Source organism: Pseudomonas sp. XK-1, assembly GCF_038069885.1.
Lineage (GTDB): Bacteria > Pseudomonadota > Gammaproteobacteria > Pseudomonadales > Pseudomonadaceae > Aquipseudomonas.
This window is the reverse complement of the sequence record NZ_JBBPES010000002.1, coordinates 246,558-263,010: the sequence shown is the minus strand read 5'-3', so window position 1 is coordinate 263,010 and position 16,453 is coordinate 246,558. Positions and strand designations below refer to the sequence as shown.

Annotated in this window: 15 protein-coding genes; 7 read left to right on the top strand and 8 right to left on the bottom strand. The window is 61.9% G+C overall.

The window, feature by feature from the left end:
* Positions 1-274: 274 nt before the first annotated feature.
* Positions 275-1,816, bottom strand: coding sequence for a glycerol-3-phosphate dehydrogenase (gene glpD, locus WMW70_RS06890; protein WP_341436780.1), 1,542 nt, complete (start codon positions 1,814-1,816; stop codon positions 275-277).
* Between the two features lie 138 nt (positions 1,817-1,954).
* On the bottom strand, positions 1,955-2,713 hold the full coding sequence (locus WMW70_RS06885) for a DeoR/GlpR family DNA-binding transcription regulator (RefSeq protein ID WP_341436779.1): 759 nt from the start codon (positions 2,711-2,713) through the stop codon (positions 1,955-1,957).
* A 97-nt stretch (positions 2,714-2,810) separates the two neighbouring features.
* On the opposite strand from WMW70_RS06885, the gene ybaK reads away from it, so the two are divergent.
* Both ybaK and glpK read left to right on the top strand, forming a co-directional pair.
* Positions 2,811-3,281, top strand: a complete 471-nt coding sequence (gene ybaK / locus WMW70_RS06880) for a Cys-tRNA(Pro) deacylase (protein ID WP_341436778.1) — start codon at positions 2,811-2,813, stop codon at positions 3,279-3,281.
* 38 nt (positions 3,282-3,319) lie between these two features.
* Complete coding sequence (glpK, locus tag WMW70_RS06875) at positions 3,320-4,807, top strand: glycerol kinase GlpK (protein ID WP_341436777.1); 1,488 nt, start codon at positions 3,320-3,322, stop codon at positions 4,805-4,807.
* Between the two features lie 121 nt (positions 4,808-4,928).
* Here the strand turns inward: glpK and WMW70_RS06870 are convergent, their stop codons facing one another.
* Both WMW70_RS06870 and WMW70_RS06865 read right to left on the bottom strand, forming a co-directional pair.
* The gene (locus WMW70_RS06870) at positions 4,929-5,711 is read right to left on the bottom strand and encodes a type IV pili methyl-accepting chemotaxis transducer N-terminal domain-containing protein (protein ID WP_341436776.1); all 783 of its coding nucleotides are present in this window, start codon (positions 5,709-5,711) and stop codon (positions 4,929-4,931) included.
* A 74-nt stretch (positions 5,712-5,785) separates the two neighbouring features.
* Positions 5,786-7,015, bottom strand: coding sequence for a hypothetical protein (locus tag WMW70_RS06865; RefSeq protein ID WP_341436775.1), 1,230 nt, complete (start codon positions 7,013-7,015; stop codon positions 5,786-5,788).
* Between the two features lie 346 nt (positions 7,016-7,361).
* Between WMW70_RS06865 and WMW70_RS06860 the strand changes: the two genes are divergently transcribed.
* Positions 7,362-8,171: a PhzF family phenazine biosynthesis protein gene (locus tag WMW70_RS06860; protein ID WP_341436774.1), complete on the top strand. Its 810-nt coding sequence runs from the start codon at positions 7,362-7,364 to the stop codon at positions 8,169-8,171.
* Between the two features lie 61 nt (positions 8,172-8,232).
* On the opposite strand, the gene WMW70_RS06855 is transcribed toward WMW70_RS06860, so the two are convergent.
* Positions 8,233-9,342, bottom strand: coding sequence for an ABC transporter ATP-binding protein (locus WMW70_RS06855; protein ID WP_341436773.1), 1,110 nt, complete (start codon positions 9,340-9,342; stop codon positions 8,233-8,235).
* Positions 9,339-10,259 carry an ornithine carbamoyltransferase gene (gene argF, locus WMW70_RS06850; protein ID WP_341436772.1) on the bottom strand — a complete coding sequence of 307 codons (921 nt, stop codon included), beginning with the start codon at positions 10,257-10,259 and terminating at the stop codon, positions 9,339-9,341. Before argF ends, WMW70_RS06855 begins: the two co-directional genes overlap by 4 nt.
* Before the next feature lie 332 nt (positions 10,260-10,591).
* On the opposite strand from argF, the gene WMW70_RS06845 reads away from it, so the two are divergent.
* From WMW70_RS06845 to grxD, 3 genes are all read left to right on the top strand, one after another.
* Positions 10,592-11,023 carry a hypothetical protein gene (locus WMW70_RS06845; RefSeq protein WP_341436771.1) on the top strand — a complete coding sequence of 144 codons (432 nt, stop codon included), beginning with the start codon at positions 10,592-10,594 and terminating at the stop codon, positions 11,021-11,023.
* Positions 11,024-11,210: 187 nt separating this feature from the next.
* A complete protein-coding gene (locus WMW70_RS06840) occupies positions 11,211-13,319 on the top strand; it encodes a molybdopterin oxidoreductase family protein (RefSeq protein WP_341436770.1) in 2,109 nt (702 codons plus the stop codon).
* A 157-nt stretch (positions 13,320-13,476) separates the two neighbouring features.
* On the top strand, positions 13,477-13,803 hold the full coding sequence (grxD, locus tag WMW70_RS06835) for a Grx4 family monothiol glutaredoxin (RefSeq protein ID WP_325504369.1): 327 nt from the start codon (positions 13,477-13,479) through the stop codon (positions 13,801-13,803).
* A gap of 69 nt (positions 13,804-13,872) precedes the next feature.
* On the opposite strand, the gene bfr is transcribed toward grxD, so the two are convergent.
* Together bfr and WMW70_RS06825 are read right to left on the bottom strand one after the other, a co-directional pair.
* Complete coding sequence (gene bfr, locus WMW70_RS06830; protein ID WP_341436769.1) at positions 13,873-14,343, bottom strand: bacterioferritin; 471 nt, start codon at positions 14,341-14,343, stop codon at positions 13,873-13,875.
* 677 nt (positions 14,344-15,020) lie between these two features.
* Entirely contained in the window at positions 15,021-15,239 is a 219-nt protein-coding gene (locus tag WMW70_RS06825; protein WP_341436768.1) for a bacterioferritin-associated ferredoxin, read from the bottom strand.
* Positions 15,240-15,513: 274 nt separating this feature from the next.
* On the opposite strand from WMW70_RS06825, the gene WMW70_RS06820 reads away from it, so the two are divergent.
* Complete coding sequence (locus WMW70_RS06820; protein ID WP_341436767.1) at positions 15,514-16,116, top strand: peroxiredoxin; 603 nt, start codon at positions 15,514-15,516, stop codon at positions 16,114-16,116.
* The last annotated feature ends 337 nt before the right edge of the window (positions 16,117-16,453 follow it).

The window sequence follows — 16,453 nt, the reverse complement described above, 5'->3', positions numbered from 1 at the left end:
TGGCCTGCCTGTCATAGCGGCCACCCTGTGGGCCGTCGCTACGCGACGTTAAAGATTGTTCCAGACAATTTTTTATGGCCTGCCTGTCATAGCGGCCACCCTGTGGGCCGTCGCTACGCGACGTTAAAGATTGTTCCAGACAATTTTTTATGGCCTGCCGTCATAGAGGCGCGCCCTGCGTGCCATCGCTGCGCGACGTTAAAAATGATTCCCTATCATTTTTTATTCTGGCGCTTTTACCCGCTGCGGGTTTGGCTGCTGGCGGTCTCAGGCCTTAGGCCGCGTGGGCGTCTTCCGGGCTGCGGGGTGAGTGGATACCCAGATAGTGGGTGAGCCGGGTCTGCTGCGCCGGGGTCATAAACAGGCCGAGCTTGCTGCGCCGCCAGAGAATGTCTTCGGCCTGCATGGCCCACTCCTGCTGGCACAGGTAATCCACTTCGCGGGCATAGAGGCCACTGCCCAGGTGCTCGCCCAGGTCCTCGAGATTGACAACCCCCTTGAGCATGATCCAGCTGCGGCTGCCATAACTGCTGGCCCAGCGGCGGGCCAGTGTGGTGGGTAGCCAGCCAAAGCGCCCGCACAGGGCCTCGACCAGGGCGCTCTGGCTGTCCAGCTGCTCCGCGCCGGGCAGCGGGCTGCTGGCGGTCCAGCTCGGGCCCATTTTCGGGAAGTACCCAGCTAGTTGTGCCAGTGCGGATTCGGCCAGTTTGCGGTAGGTGGTCAGCTTGCCTCCGAACACCGACAGCAGCGGTGCCTCGCCGGGATGGCCGGACAGGGCCAGGGTGTAGTCGCGGGTGACCGCTGAGGGATCGTCCGACTCGTCGTCGCACAATGGCCGCACACCGGCATAGGTGTGGACGATATCGCTGCGGCTCAGCGGCTTCTTGAAATGGGCATTGACCACCTGCAGCAGGTAATCGATCTCGGTGTCGGTAATCGCCACCTTGGCCGGGTCGCCCTGGTATTCGCGGTCGGTGGTGCCGATCAGGGTAAAGCGCTCCTGATAGGGGATGGCGAAGACGATACGGCGGTCTTCGTTCTGCAGGATATAGGCCTGTTCGCCATCGAACAGGCGGGGTACCACGATATGGCTGCCCTGGATCAGGCGGATGCCGTAGGGCGAGTCCTGCTTCAGGTCGTCGCGGATAAAGCGCGCCACCCAGGGGCCGGCGGCGTTGACCAAGGCTCGGGCGCGGATCGAGAACAGGCTGCCGTCGGCGCGCTCCAGATGGATATGCCACAGCCCCTTGCTGCGCCGGGCGCTGACGCAGCGGGTACGGCTGTGCACATGGGCACCCTGTTCGCGGGCGGCCATGGCGTTAAGCACCACCAGGCGTGCGTCGTCGACCCAGCAGTCGGAGTATTCGAAACCGCGGCTGATCTCGGTCTTGAGCGGGCTGCCGGCACCGAAGCGCAGGCCGCGCGAGCCGGCCAGCTTCTCGCGCTTGCCGAGATGGTCGTAGAGGAACAGGCCGGCGCGAATCATCCAGGCCGGACGCAGGTGTGGGCGGTGCGGCAGGATAAAACGCATCGGCTTGACGATATGCGGGGCTTTGGCCAGCAGCACTTCACGCTCGGCCAGGGCCTCGCGCACCAGACGGAACTCATAGTGTTCCAGGTAGCGCAGGCCGCCATGAATCAGTTTGCTGCTGGCCGAGGAGGTGTGCTGGGCCAGATCGTCCTTTTCGCAAAGGAACACCGACAGGCCACGCCCGGCTGCATCGGCGGCGATGCCCACGCCGTTGATGCCGCCACCGATCACGGCGAGGTCATAGATTTCCGCGAGCGGGGTCGTGAGGGCGTGGCGAATGGTCATGGCAGCACCGAAAGGTCGGAATTGAACTTTTAAATGTTCACTTTCGAAAATATGCTAGTTGAATAGACGCGACTTCGCCACCCCGATCCTGCGCTTTCGCGCTCAGTGGTCAATTTTTTTTGTAAATAAAAGACGGGTTCAGACCAGGTCGAGCTGCACCTTGTGCTCGCTGAGCAGGCGGCCGATGGCGCTGGAGGGGGCGGCATCGGTGAAAACGCGGTCGACCAGGGTGATGGAGCCCAGGCGGACCACGGCATTGCGGCCGAACTTGCTGGAGTCGGCGGCCAGGAACACCTGGCGCGCGTTGTCGATAATGGCCTGGGAAACCCGCACTTCCTGGTAGTCGAAGTCGAGCAGGCTACCGTCCTCGTCGATGCCGCTGATGCCGACCAGGGCGAAGTCGACCTTGAACTGGCGGATGAAATCCACCGCCGCCTGACCCACCACGCCGCCATCGCTGCGCACCGTGCCGCCGGCCACCAGCACTTCGAAGTCGGCCTTGGCGCTGAGCTGGGCGGCCACATGCAGGTTGTTGGTGATGATCTTCAGGCCCTTGTGGCCGAGCAGTTCGCGTGCGATGGCCTCGGTGGTGGTGCCGATATTGATAAACAGCGAGGCGTGGTTGGGGATGTGCGCCGCAATGGCGGCGGCGATGCGCTGCTTTTCTTCGCGCATTTGCCCGGCGCGCATGCTGTAGGCGGTGTTCTGGGTGCTGGAACTTTCACTCGCCGCGCCGCCATGGGTGCGGCGCAGCAGACCCTGCTTGGCCAGCTGGTTGATATCGCGGCGGATGGTCTGCGGGGTAACGCCGAATGCCTGGGCCAGCTCGTCGATGCTGACGTAGCCGCGTTCGCGGGCAAGTTCGAGAATGTCCTGTTGGCGAGGTGGCAGGGTCATGGGCGGGTCCTTGAAAGTGCGCGACATTATAGGCTGTCGTCGCGTCAGTTTTCGGCTAAGGTACGCGAACTTTGTCAGATTATTTTCACATTCGAACATGACTCCTGCCATCGATCTGTTAAAAAAGGCCAAGGCTGTGCATCGGGTGCACAGTTACCACCACGACCCTAAAGCGGCTTCCTATGGCCTGGAGGCGGCGGAAAAGCTCAAGCTTGAGCCTGCCCAGGTGTTCAAGACGCTGCTGGCGGCCAGCGAGAAGGGTGAGCTGCTGGTGGCGGTGGTGCCGGTGGCCGGCACGCTCGACCTGAAAGCCCTGGCCCAGGTGGCGGGGGTGAAGAAAGCCGATATGGCCGACCCGGCAGCCGCCCAGCGTGCCACCGGTTATCTGCTCGGCGGCATCAGCCCGCTGGGGCAGAAGAAGCGCCTGCGCACCTTTATCGATGAGTCGGCGCAGCAGTTTCCCAGCATCTACGTCAGCGCCGGGCGGCGCGGGCTGGAGGTCGAGTTGGCGGCCGAGTTACTGGCGCAGCTGACCCAGGCAGTTTTTGCGCCGATTGGCCGCGGTTAATCCTCAAGTTTTAAACCTATAACAACAAGGAACTCAGCATGTCCCACTACCTGCTTGCCATTGACCAGGGCACCACCAGCAGCCGTGCCATCGTTTTCAGCAGTGCCGGCAAGCGGGTGGCCAGTGCGCAGCAGGAGTTCAGGCAGTTCTTCCCTCAGGACGGCTGGGTCGAACACGATGGCGAGGAGCTCTGGCAGAGCACCCTGCAGGTCTGTCGCCAGGCCCTCGAACAGGGTGGCCTGCAGGCCACGGATATCACCGCCATCGGCATTACCAATCAGCGCGAAACCACCCTGGTGTGGGACGCCGTGAGCGGTGCGCCGATCCACCCGGCCATCGTCTGGCAGGACCGCCGCACCGCCGATTACTGCAGCGGGCTGAAGGCCGCCGGCCATGAGCCGATGGTGGCGAGCAAGACCGGCCTGCTGATCGATCCCTACTTTTCCGCGACCAAGCTGCGCTGGATTCTCGACGCGGTGCCGGGTGCCCGTGAGCGCGCCGAACGCGGCGAGTTGCGCTTCGGCACCGTGGACAGCTTTCTGCTGTGGCGGCTGACCGGCGGCAAGTCGCACAAGACCGATGCGACCAATGCCTCGCGCACCTCGCTGTTCAATATCCACACCCAGCAATGGGACGCCGAGCTGCTCGATCTGTTCGAAATTCCCGCCAGCCTGCTGCCCGAAGTGCTCGACTGCGCCGCCGAGTTTGGCACCACCGAGGCCGAGCTGCTCGGTGCGGCCATTCCGGTGCTGGGCATGGCCGGCGACCAGCAGGCGGCGCTGATCGGTCAGGCCTGCTTCGAGGCCGGCATGGTCAAGAGCACCTACGGTACCGGCTGTTTTATGATCCAGAACACCGGCACCACCCCGGTGGTTTCGAAAAACCGTCTGCTGACCACGGTGGGCTATCGCCTTGGCGGTCAGGTCACCTATGCGGTGGAGGGCAGCATCTTTGTTGCCGGCGCGGCGGTGCAGTGGCTGCGCGACGGCATCAAGCTGATCAGCCATGCCCGCGACAGCGAGGCCCTGGCCGAGGCGACCGGCGATGCCTGCGGGGTGTACCTGGTACCGGCATTTACCGGGCTGGGCGCGCCGTACTGGGACCCCAAGGCGCGCGGCGCGATCTTCGGCCTGACCCGCGACACCGGGATCAAGGAGATCGTCACCGCCGGCCTGCAGTCGGTGTGCTACCAGACCCGTGACCTGCTCGAGGCCATGCGCCAGGACGGCGCGGCCGAGCCGAGCGCGCTGCGGGTGGATGGCGGCATGGTGGAGAACAACTGGGTGATGCAGTTTCTCGCCGATATCCTCGGCGTGCCGGTCGAGCGCCCCGAGGTCACCGAAACCACTGCACTCGGCGTGGCCTATCTGGCCGGACTGCAAGCCGGCTTGTATCAGGACCTGGAGAGCATCGCCAGCCATTGGCACCGCCAGCAGCGCTTCGACCCGCGCATGACCGTCAGCCATCGTAGCAAGCTGTATGACGGCTGGCTGGATGCGGTCAAGCGGGTGCGCAGCGAGGGCTGAGGCTAGCGCGCCGTTGCAGGAACCAGGGGGACGCTTAGTCCTTGCTGCGGTTCGGCGCTCCGACGATGCTTTTGAGCTGCAAGGATCGCCAGCAAGCTGGCTCCTACCGGCGCTGTACGCCTCAGGAACCCGCCAGCATCACCCCCTCATACTGATTGGTCAGTTCGTTCATCTGCCACAGCAGGGTTTCGGTGGTGGTGGCGATCACCGTGGGCACGTAGCGCGAGTCGCCGGCCAGGTTGAAACCGGCACGGGTAAAACGCCATTGCGCTTCGGCCTGGGTCAGGCCTTTGCTGATCTGCGCGGTATTCTGGCTGGCCTGCTGCAGCTCGTGCAGCGCCATTTCGAATTCACCCACGGCCTGCTCGAAGCTCTGCTGCAGGCCCTCGATCGGCAAGCGCCAGCTTATGGCCAGGTACAGCTTGGCGATGCGCTGGCTGAGCATGCGCTGGCGACCGCTGCGGTTGACCAGCACCGCGCTGCGGCCACCGCTGTGGCGTTCGAGCAGTTGCACCACCCGCTCGCTCTGCGCCAGTAACTGATCGCTGAGTTCCAGGACCAGCAGCGCCTGCTGTTTATCGGGGCGCGACAGCGCCAGTTCACGGTAACGCTGCCAGGTTGTGCCGGCCTCTTGCAGGGCGTTGCGGATTTCTGGCGTGGGGGCGTATTCGCTCAGAGCCAGGTAGTTGCTTTCGAATTTGGCGATGCTCTGGTCGAGCTGCTGTTCGGCCAGATCGGGACGGATCTCGGCACCCAGCATCAGGTAGCTCTTGGCGATGCGCTGGCTGAGCATGCGCTGCATGCCCGACAGGTTCATCGCCTCGGCCGCGTTGATGGTGGCCCAGGCCGTTGGGCTGAGCAGGCTGCAGAGCAGGACCAGGGGGATGATAAGACGACGGCTCATAGAACTCTCCACAAGCGCGCGGCGTTGGCACCGCGCGCCTATCAGTAGATGGCCCCATTGCGGGGCCGGGGCTATCAGTAGCTGTATTGCAGCTGTACCCAGAGCTTGTCGGTGTCGACGGAGAAGTCGTCGGCATCGTAGCTGGCGTACTTGACCAGGCCGACCAGGCCTTTCACGCCCGGGATCGGGTGGGCATAGGCGACATCGATTTCTTCGCCGTACTGGCTGCTGCCGCGCTCGGCGCGGAAGTCGTGGTACCAAGCCTGCACGTTGCCGCCCAGCAGCGGGGCGGTCAGGCCGACATAGGCATCCTCGACCCCGGCGGCGGGTGTCAGCAGGAAGATATCGGCCCAGCCCTGAAAGGCGTGCTTGGTCGCCAGCGGGGTCTGGAAGGCACGGTTGCCCGGGCCTTCGTCGCCGCCCAGCACCTCGTAGCCGCCCTTGAACGTCACGCCCTTGAAGTTGTAACCCAGCTCGGCCAGGTAGTAGTCGCTGTCCAGATCCAGCGAGTTGTCGGCGTATTCGCTCTGCTGGGCATATTCCAGGGCGTAGCTGACACCGGCGACGGCACCATTGAGGCGCAGGCCGGTGGTCTTGCTCGACTGATTGCCGGCGGCCAGGTTGTCCAGGCCCAGGCGGTACTGGTAGGCGGTGGCGGTCAGCTCCGGCATCACGATGTACTGCGCGTTGAGCAGGTGGCTGTGGCCTTCGATATTGGCTGGGTTGGCGGCGGTATCGAAGCGATTGTCGCCGGGGCCGAAGATGCTGTTGATGTTGTCGATATAGGCGTAGCTCAGGGTCAGGCCGTCCAGGGGCTTGAGCTGGCCGAGCACGCCGTCATAGGTCTGCTCGTTCTGCCGCCAGGCCACACCGCCGACGAAGCGCTGGTTGTCCAGGTTGATGCGCTGGCGACCGAGTACCGCGCTGCCGTATTTGTGGTCATAGCGCAGCAGGGCCTGGTTGACCTCGCTGCCGTCCGGGTCGGCGACCACCGAGTAATCGCTCTGGCCATTGCGCGTGCTGTTGTAGCTGGCGTCGCCGATGCGGCTGACATTATCGGCCTCGATCAGCGCCGAGAGGCCGTACCACTTGCCGCTCTGGAAGCCGACGCGGGTGCGCAGGGTCTGGGCGTTGGCATTGTTCAGGGCGTTGTCCTGGTCGACGTGTTCATAGCGGTAGCGGGCATCGAGGATCGGCTTGCCCTGGGTGAACAGGTTGCTGAATGCCTCATCGGCGCGAGCGGCGTGGCTGAGGGTGCTGCTGGCTACGGCCAGCGACAGCAGGGTCAGTTTCATCATGCGCATAGCGGTCTTCCTAAAGTGAGCTAAAAAACGCAAAAAAAAACGCCACAGCGCCCACATCTCCATCAGGGAGGGGGGGCTATGACGTCGTTGTCGGATGTGTGGCAGACACGCCGTTGTGCTGACCGGGGTTGGTCTTAGCAGGTGGCGTGCCAATGTTCACAAGTGGCTGATTTAACAGAGATTACCGCTTTTTTAAGAGCTTTTTTCGATGAATTCGTGCACCCGTCATGCGCGCTGCGCATTGAGACGGTGCAGCTGTACCGGCGTAATTGCGCCTGCCTGTAAGGGGCGAGGAGGGCTGGGGCTGCGGCATGCTGGTGGCAACAACGAATAGGGAGTTTCATTCATGCAGCTCGATTTTCATCAGGTCGACGCCTTTGCCGACCGCCCCTTCGCCGGTAACCCGGCCATGGTCTATCGCCTGGACAGTTGGCTTGACGAGGCCTTGATGCAGCAGATTGCCGCCGAGCACAACCTGGCGGAAACCGCCTTTGTGGTGAAGGAGGGCGCTGCCTGGCATATCCGCTGGTTTACCCCGACTGCGGAGGTGCCGCTGTGCGGGCACGCGACCCTGGCCAGCGCTTATGTGCTGTTTGAGCAGTACGGCGAGACGGGCGCGTGCATCGAATTCCGCTGCCTGTCCGGCGCACTGCGGGTCAGCCGTGAGGGTGATCGGCTGGTGCTGGATTTCCCCGTGCGCAAGGCTGCGCCCTGGGAGGGGCGCGAGCAGGTCGAGCAGGCGCTGGGCACACAGGTGCAGGCGGTGCTGGCATTGCCCGGCAGCCAGGGGGTTCAGGAATTAATGGCAATACTGCCCACGGAGGCGGCGGTACGAGCCTGTAAGCCGGATCTCGCCGCTGTGGCCCGGTTGCCCGGGCTGGGGCTGCTGATCAGCGCGGCGGGCGAGCGCCATGATTTCGTCTCGCGCTACTTCGCCCCTGGCATAGGCATCGATGAAGACCCGGTCACCGGTTCGACCCATTGCATGCTGGTGCCTTACTGGGCTGAGCGCCTGGGCAAGCACAAACTCAGTGCCTACCAGTGTTCGGCCCGGGGCGGCGAGCTGCACTGCCGACTGGAGGGGGAGCGGGTAAAGATCGCCGGCCAGGCGGTATTGGTGGCCAGCGGCCGGTTGTGCCTGAGCGAGGATTCGTAGGGGGGGGCATTCGCCGCAGGCAATGCACCCTTGATCGGCGATGCACTGCCCGCGCTTGGGCTCAGCTATCGCTGCTATAGCGGCGCACGCCGGATTCGCCGAGGCTTATCTGGGCGGCGATGCTGCCTGGGGCGGGGAACACCACCAGATGGTCGGCGGCCACGCGGATGCCGACTTCCTCGCCGGGCATATGGTCGGCGTGGCTGGGGAAAATCGACTCCAGCTGGCTACCGGTGGACAGCTGCAGGCGGTAGAGGGTCGCCGCGCCGAGAAAGGTCTTGCCGACGATCAGGGCTTTCTGCGCGCTGTCCGGGTCGTAGACGATATCATCCGGACGCAGCAAGACATCCACGGCGCTGCCGCTAGGCCAGGTGTAGGCGCGGTTGCCGCGAATCAGGCCCAGTTCGGTCTGCACCGCATCCGGGCTGAGCAGCTGGCCGCGAATAAAATAGCCCTGGCCGATAAAGCTGGCGACAAAGGGCGTCAACGGCTCGTGGTACAGATTGAACGGGGTGTCCCACTGCTGCAGTTTGCCCTCATGAAAGACCCCGACATGGTCGCTGACGGCAAAGGCTTCTTCCTGATCATGGGTGACCAGGATGGCGCTGGTGCCGCGGGCCTTGAGGATATCGCGAACCTCATGGCTCAGGCGGCGGCGCAGTTCGCCGTCGAGGTTGGAGAAGGGCTCGTCGAGCAGCAGCAATTGCGGCTCAGGGGCCAGAGCGCGGGCCAGGGCCACGCGCTGCTGCTGACCGCCGGACAGCTCGTGGGGGTAGCGTTTGCCCAGGTGGCCGAGCTTGACCAGCTCCAGCAGCTCGGCGGTGATGCGTTCGCAGTCGGGCTGTTTGCGGATGCCGAAGGCAACGTTCTCCGCCACGCTCAGGTGCGGGAACAGGGCGTAATCCTGAAAGACCATGCCGATCCGGCGCTTTTCCGGGGCCAGGGTAAAACCGGCTTTGGAAATGACCCGGTCGGCCAGCTGGATCTCGCCCTCCAGCACCGGCTCAAAACCGGCGATGGCGCGCAGGGTGGTGGTCTTGCCGCAGCCCGAGGGGCCGAGCAGGCAACCGATATCGCCGGCATTGAGGTGCAGATTGAGGTCGTGCACCACCTTGTGTTCGTGAAAGCCGCAGCTCAGGTTGCGCAGATTCAGCAGCAGGGGTTGGCTCATGCGTGGTGGTACGCCGGCTCGACCAGGAACTCGAGCAGGGCCTTCTGCACATGCAGACGGTTTTCCGCCTGATCCCAGGCCGCCGAGCGCGGATCGTCGAGCAGATCCTCGCTGATTTCTTCGCCGCGGTGGGCCGGCAGGCAATGCAGGAACAGCACGTCTTCTGCAGCGGCATCGAGCAGGGCGCGATTGACCTGGTAGGGCTGGAACAGCTTGAGGCGTGCGGCGGCTTCGTCTTCCTGGCCCATGGAGGCCCATACATCGGTGCTCACCAGATGGGCACCGGCTACCGCGGCGCGCGGGTCGCGCAGAACCTGCACGCGCTCGCCAGCCTGGGCCAGCAGGGTGGCGCTGGGCTCATAGCCCTCGGGACAGGCCACGCGCAGCTGGAAGTCGAACTGCATGGCCGCTTCTATATAGGAGTTGCACATGTTGTTGCCGTCGCCGACCCAGGCCGCGGTCTTGCCCTTGATACTGCCGCGATGCTCCTGGTAGGTCTGCATATCGGCCAGCAGCTGGCAGGGATGCAGGTCGTCGGACAGGCCGTTGATCACCGGCACCCGCGAGTGGGCGGCGAATTCGGTCAGGTTGCTGTGGGCGAAGGTGCGGATCATCACCGCGTCGAGCATGCGCGACATGACGATGGCCGCATCACCGATCGGCTCGCCACGGCCCAGCTGGGTGTCGCGCGGCGAAAGGAAGATGGCCTGGCCGCCGAGCTGGATCATCCCGGCTTCGAACGACAGGCGGGTACGGGTCGAGGCTTTCTCGAAGATCATGCCCAGCACGCGGTTCTTCAGTGGCTCGAACAGCACGCCGCGATTGCGCAAGTCCTTGAGCTCCATGCCGCGTCGGATCAGGCCCACCAGTTCATCCGGTGTGCAATCCATCAGCGAGAGAAAGTGTCTTGCGCTCATCGTTAACTACCTTTTGACAGCAGGGGCGCAGGTTCAAGGGGCCGGGTGAATTAAGAAAAACGGCAGAACCTGCGGCTTGGAGGCCGCACCATGCGACGAAACGGGGAAGGCGCGATCTTATAAGGAAATGACGAGCAGGCGCAAACTGCCCGCTCGGTCACGCTGGTTGGACGGGTTGTAAGCCTTTTCCTATTTTTTTGTCAGAGATGTCATAAAACTGACATCTGTTGTTGAACCCCTCTGGGCTGGCACTTAGGATGCCCGCGCCTTTTCGAGGCAATGCATTGCCCCGCAACGGGGTACCCATGGAATGTTGTGAAACGGAGTTTCAAATGAAGCATCTTGCATCTATCGCCGCTATTTCTGCCTTCGCTCTGCTGACTGGCTGTGCCAGCCAGAACATCAGTCAACCTGCTGTACCGCTCAACGGTACCGTAGGCACTGATCTGAAGGCCGACGTGAAAGTGGGCGAGACCATCTCCGGTGAGTCGTCGGTGAACATTCTGTTCAATGTGTTCAAGCTGGGTGGTGATACCCAGTTCGCCGATGGCGTGACCTATGGTGGTGGCGAGGGTGGTTTTGCTCTGGGTCTTGACCCGGTGGCTTCCGCCAAATCCGCAGCTGCTTACAAGGCAGTCAAGGCCTCGGGTGCCGACGTGATCGTCGCCCCGCGTTACGAAGTGAATGTGCAGGACTACTTCGTATACAAAACCGTGAGCGTAAAAGTGACCGGTAACAAAGGCACTGTCACCGCCATCCGCTAAGCCGTTGCAGGCGATCTGGGGTACCCAGATCGCCTTGGCACTGTGGATTACGCGCTGCATTGAATCGGCAGGCATGATGCCTGCCGATTCATAAGACGAACCCTACTAGTAGACTTCCCCTCCAGCCGCCATAGTCTTGATACGACGAGCCGTCGCTCCCGTCACAACAAGAATATGAGGCCAGGTCATGAGCAAGACCCTCCACCACCGTGCGTGCCATCTGTGCGAGGCCATCTGTGGCCTGACCATCGAAACCGAACAGCAGGATGACGGCTCGACCCAGATCCGCTCGATCAAGGGCGATGCCCAGGACAGCTTCAGTCGCGGCCATATCTGCCCCAAGGCCGTGGCTTTGCAGGATATCCAGAACGACCCCGACCGTTTGCGTCAGCCCATGCGCCGCGTCGGCAGCGAGTGGCAGGCCATCGACTGGGATGAAGCTTTCGAGCTGGTGGCTGAGCGCCTGAGCGCGATCCAGGCGCGACATGGTCAGAACGCCGTAGCGGTCTACCAGGGCAACCCAAGCGTGCATAACTACGGCCTGATGACCCACAGCAACTACTTTCTCGGTCTGCTGAAGACCCGTAATCGTTATTCCGCTACCTCGGTTGACCAACTGCCGCATCATCTGACTAGTCACCTGATGTACGGCCACGGCCTGCTGATTCCGATTCCGGACATCGACCACACGGACTTTATGCTGGTTCTCGGCGGCAACCCGCTGGCTTCCAACGGCAGCATCATGACTGTGCCGGATGTGGAAAAGCGCCTGAAGGCCATCCAGAAACGCGGCGGCAAGCTGGTGGTGGTCGACCCGCGGCGCAGCGAAACTGCGGCGATTGCCGACCAGCATGTATTCGTCCGCCCCGGCCAGGACGCGGCGCTGTTGTTCGGCCTGCTCAATACCCTGTTCGAGGAAAACCTCGGCCGCACCAGTCACCTTGCGGTAGATGGGTTGGATGAAGTGCGCCAAGCGATTGCCGGTTTTACCGCCGAAAGTATGAGCGTCCAATGCGGCGTGGCGGCGCAAACGATTCGCCAGTTGGCGCGGGACTTTGCCGCTGCCGAGTCGGCGGTCTGCTATGGCCGCATGGGCGTCTCCACCCAGGCTTTCGGCACGCTGTGTCAGTGGCTGGTGCAGCTGATCAACCTGGTCACCGGCAACCTCGATCGGATGGGCGGCGTACTCTGCACCGAGCCGGCCGTTGACTTGGTGGCTTCGACCTCTGGTGGGCATTTCAATCGCTGGCAGAGCCGCGTATCCGGCTTGCCGGAGTACGGCGGCGAATTGCCGGTGTCGGCCCTGGCCGAGGAGATGCTCAGCGAGGGCGAAGGGCAGGTGCGCGCGCTGGTCACGGTGGCGGGCAACCCGGTGCTGTCCACCCCTAACGGCCGGCAGCTGGAGCAGGCGCTGGATGGCCTGGAATTCATGCTCAGCATCGACTTCTACATCAACGAAACCACCCGTTATGCCGAGCTGATCCTGCCACCGACCGGGCCGCTGGAACACGATCACTACGACACCACCTTCAATATGTTCGCGGTGCGCAATGTCACTCGCTTCAATGAAGCGGTGCTGGCCAAGCCTGCCGGCGCGCTGCATGACTGGGAAATCTTCGTCGGTCTGGCCAAGGCCTTTGCTGCCAGGACAGGTGTAGAGCTCAAACCAACCATGGCCCCCGAGCAGATGATCGACATGGGCCTGCGCATGGGCCGCTATGGCGACAAGTCGGAGCACAAGCTATCCCTGGCTGCGCTGCGTGAGCACCCGCATGGGCTTGACCTGGGCGCGCTCAAGCCCAACCTGATCGGCCGCCTGAAAACCGCCAACAAGCAGATTCAGGCTGCGCCAGCGGTGATCATGGCCGACCTGCAGCGCTTTGCCGCGCAGCCCACTGCCAAGGCCGACGAGCTGCTGCTGATCGGCCGTCGTCATGTGCGCAGCAACAATTCCTGGATGCACAACTACCACCGCCTGGTGAAGGGTAAGCCGCGTCATCAGCTGTTGATGCATCCGGCTGACCTAAGCCAGCGTGGGCTGACCGATGGCCAACTGGTACGCGTGCGTTCGCGGGTCGGGGTCATCGAGGTGGAAGTCGCGGCCAGCGAGGACATGATGGTCGGCGTGGTCAGCCTGCCCCACGGTTGGGGCCATGCCCGGCCGGGGGTGCAGATGGCCATTGCCAGCGCCCAGCCGGGAGCCAGCGCCAATGACCTGACCGACGAGCGTCAGCTTGATGCGTTGTCCGGTAACGCGGCGCTTAATGGTGTGCCGGTGCAGGTTGTCGCTGCGTAGCCTGGATGAAGTCCGGGGCTGTCTTGAAGTAAATCCCCGGATTGCATCCGGGCTACTTTGAGGGTTATGGGAAGGCCGAGCATTGCGCTCGGCTTTTGGTTACAATGCCGCCACCGTGCCGACCCGTGAGTCGGGAAGTTAAGTCCTGAGGTGCCCAATGGATATCATCGAAACCATCAAAGAGCAGATCGCCAACAACACCGTTCTGCTGTACATGAAAGGCTCGCCGAACGCTCCACAGTGCGGCTTTTCCTCTAAGGCGGCCCAGGTTGTCATGGCTTGTGGTGAAAAATTCGCCTATGTCGACATCCTGCAGAACCCGGAAATCCGCGCCAATCTGCCCAAGTACGCCAACTGGCCAACCTTCCCGCAGCTATGGGTCGGTGGTGAGCTGGTCGGCGGCAGCGACATCCTCGCGGAAATGTTCGACAAGGGTGAGCTGCAGACCCTGATCAAGGACGCGGTGCAGAAAGCCGACGCCTAAGCTGGCTGCGCATAAACAACAAACCCCGCCAAGTGCGGGGTTTGTTGTTTATGGCGCGGTGTTTTGCGCTTATTCGTCCATCTGCGACTGCAGGTAATTCTGCAGGCCGACTTTCTCGATCAGACTGAGCTGGGTTTCCAGCCAGTCGATATGGTCTTCTTCCGAGCAGAGGATCTCTTCCAGCAGCTCGCGGCTGGCGTAGTCGCCGATGCTCTCGCAGTAGGCAATCGCCGCCTTCAGGTCGATATGCGCCTTGTGCTCGATCTTCAGATCGCACTCGAGCATTTCCTGGGTGTTTTCACCGATCAGGATCTTGCCCAGGTCTTGCACGTTTGGCAGGCCTTCGAGGAAGAGGATGCGCTTGATCAGCTTGTCCGCATGCTTCATCTCGTCGATGGACTCGTGGTACTCGTGCTCGCTGAGCTTTTTCAGGCCCCAGTCTTCGTACATGCGCGCATGCAGGAAATACTGGTTGATCGCGACCAGCTCGTTACCGAGGATCTTGTTCAGATGCTGGATGACTTTCTTGTCGCCTTTCATGTCTGCTTCTGCCTTGCAGGGGAGTTAGCACCAAATTCTGGGCCGATGGTTTTCGGCTGTCAAACCTAAGCAATTGAAATTAAAGTTAAATTTAATGTAAGTGCGAATACTTAGTTTCTGCGTCTTTCGGCTAACGCATTGAATTACGGAGATAAAAGTCTCTGGGAGAGACTTTCAGCGTCGTATGGCGATGGGGACGCTTAGTTATTAGCCGTGATTTTCTTCTATCGACCTCGATTCGCGGGCAAGCCCGCTCCTACAAGGGCTGGGCGTGTCGATAACAGTTAACTCAGACATAGCCATAAAAATGGCTATGTATCAATTCCGTGTGGCATGGGCCGTTTGGGTAGGGGCACCGTGCGCGCCAACACTCTGCAGTCAGCGCTGGTGAGCACGGCCTAGGCGGCCTCGCGTCACCCTAGGAAGTCAGGTCCGGCTCACTTAAGTACCGAAGCCTGAACGCACGCAGCACTGGGACACAGCCTAAAAATGGCCGGGAGCCATCTTTAACGTCGTGTAGCGACGGCCCGGAGGGTGACCGTGTTAGATGGCAGGCCATAAAAAATAGCCGGGAGTTATTTTTAACGTCGCGCAGCGACGGCCCGAAGGGTGGCCGCCATGGATGGCAGGCCATAAAAAACCGGACACAAGGTCCGGTTCTTGGCAGCGGCGAAAAATCAGGCGGTTACAAAGCTGGCGGGGTAGGCGAGGGCGGCCTGGCTGCTTTGCACTTCGCTGAGGGTGTCGCGGACCACCTGCTTGGCCAGGCAGGCGCATTTGCCGCATTGGCTGGCAACGCCGAGGCTGGCGCGGACATCGCGATAGCTGCAGCAGCCATCGTAGATGGCATCGCGAATTTGACCGTCAGTAACACCTTCGCAAAGACAGACGTACATGATTTAGGCTCGCCGCTGGGCTGTGGGTTAAGTTGCAAGAGATACTAATGCTAATGAGAATGCTTGTCAAAAAAACTATTTGCCAGTGCCTGCTGACGTGCCGTCAGGCCTGGTCGGGGCGGTGGCGCTATGGTCCGGCTGAAGGCCACAGCGGTGGGCGGTGGGTAAAGGTGCGGTGTATGATGAGTAGCCCTTTAGGTGCAAGCCCAGGCGCTGCGTAAGCTATGTGCGCGCTGCGGGCCTGCTCTGGACTGATCAATCAAGGAGATCTCGAATGAGCGTACTCGTAGGTAAGCAAGCCCCGGATTTTGACGTTGCAGCGGTGCTGGGCAATGGCGAAATCGTCGACAGCTTTAGCCTGTCCGCGGCGATCAAGGGCAAATACGGCCTGGTGTTTTTCTACCCGCTGGACTTCACCTTTGTCTGCCCGTCCGAACTGATTGCGCTGGATAACCGCATTCCCGAGTTCCAGGCGCGTAATGTCGAAGTGATCGGCGTTTCCATCGATTCGCACTTTACCCACAATGCCTGGCGTAACACCCCGGTGGACAAGGGCGGCATCGGCCCAGTCAAGTACACCCTGGCGGCCGATATCAACCATGCCATCTGCAAGGCCTATGACGTCGAGAACGCCGATGGTGTGGCCTTCCGCGGTGCCTTCCTGATCGATACCAAAGGCATTGTTCGCTCGCAAATCGTCAATGACCTGCCGCTGGGTCGCAATATGGATGAGTTGCTGCGTCTGGTCGATGCCCTGCAGTTCACCGAAGAGCATGGCGAAGTTTGCCCAGCCAACTGGAAGAAGGGCGACAAGGGCATGACCGCTTCGCCAGAAGGCGTTGCCCAGTACCTGTCGGAGAATGCTGCCGGCCTCTAGGTTCGCAGCGCTGCACAAAGAACCGGCCTCGCGCCGGTTTTTTTGTGCCTGGTTTTTGTGTGGGCGTTGCCGAGCGCTGCGCATCTATATACAGCTGCGAAGCGAGGTGTCGCCCGAGCAGTCTTGCCATGCCCTGGCAACATGCCAGGCTGTCGGCCGCATTGCCGCATTGCCGCATTGCCGCATTGCCGCATTGCCGCATTGCCGTCTGGAGGCGGAAAGCCTTTGCCGCTTTTGTCTTTCTCTAAGCGGATAAATTGCATAAGCCATTGAAATATATGTAAAAAATAAAATGGCACAACGATTGCTTATGGTTTGCTACGGAAAACAGCAACGG

Coding starts and splice junctions, on each gene's coding strand:
- WMW70_RS06845 (WP_341436771.1), top strand. CDS start 10,592: ATGAAGCATCTTGCATCTATCGCCGCTATTTCTGCCTTCGCTCTGCTG.
- WMW70_RS06860 (WP_341436774.1), top strand. CDS start 7,362: ATGCAGCTCGATTTTCATCAGGTCGACGCCTTTGCCGACCGCCCCTTC.
- WMW70_RS06820 (WP_341436767.1), top strand. CDS start 15,514: ATGAGCGTACTCGTAGGTAAGCAAGCCCCGGATTTTGACGTTGCAGCG.
- WMW70_RS06825 (WP_341436768.1), bottom strand. CDS start 15,239: ATGTACGTCTGTCTTTGCGAAGGTGTTACTGACGGTCAAATTCGCGAT.
- WMW70_RS06865 (WP_341436775.1), bottom strand. CDS start 7,015: ATGCGCATGATGAAACTGACCCTGCTGTCGCTGGCCGTAGCCAGCAGC.
- grxD (WP_325504369.1), top strand. CDS start 13,477: ATGGATATCATCGAAACCATCAAAGAGCAGATCGCCAACAACACCGTT.
- bfr (WP_341436769.1), bottom strand. CDS start 14,343: ATGAAAGGCGACAAGAAAGTCATCCAGCATCTGAACAAGATCCTCGGT.
- WMW70_RS06870 (WP_341436776.1), bottom strand. CDS start 5,711: ATGAGCCGTCGTCTTATCATCCCCCTGGTCCTGCTCTGCAGCCTGCTC.
- WMW70_RS06885 (WP_341436779.1), bottom strand. CDS start 2,713: ATGACCCTGCCACCTCGCCAACAGGACATTCTCGAACTTGCCCGCGAA.
- glpD (WP_341436780.1), bottom strand. CDS start 1,816: ATGACCATTCGCCACGCCCTCACGACCCCGCTCGCGGAAATCTATGAC.
- ybaK (WP_341436778.1), top strand. CDS start 2,811: ATGACTCCTGCCATCGATCTGTTAAAAAAGGCCAAGGCTGTGCATCGG.
- argF (WP_341436772.1), bottom strand. CDS start 10,259: ATGAGCGCAAGACACTTTCTCTCGCTGATGGATTGCACACCGGATGAA.
- WMW70_RS06840 (WP_341436770.1), top strand. CDS start 11,211: ATGAGCAAGACCCTCCACCACCGTGCGTGCCATCTGTGCGAGGCCATC.
- WMW70_RS06855 (WP_341436773.1), bottom strand. CDS start 9,342: ATGAGCCAACCCCTGCTGCTGAATCTGCGCAACCTGAGCTGCGGCTTT.
- glpK (WP_341436777.1), top strand. CDS start 3,320: ATGTCCCACTACCTGCTTGCCATTGACCAGGGCACCACCAGCAGCCGT.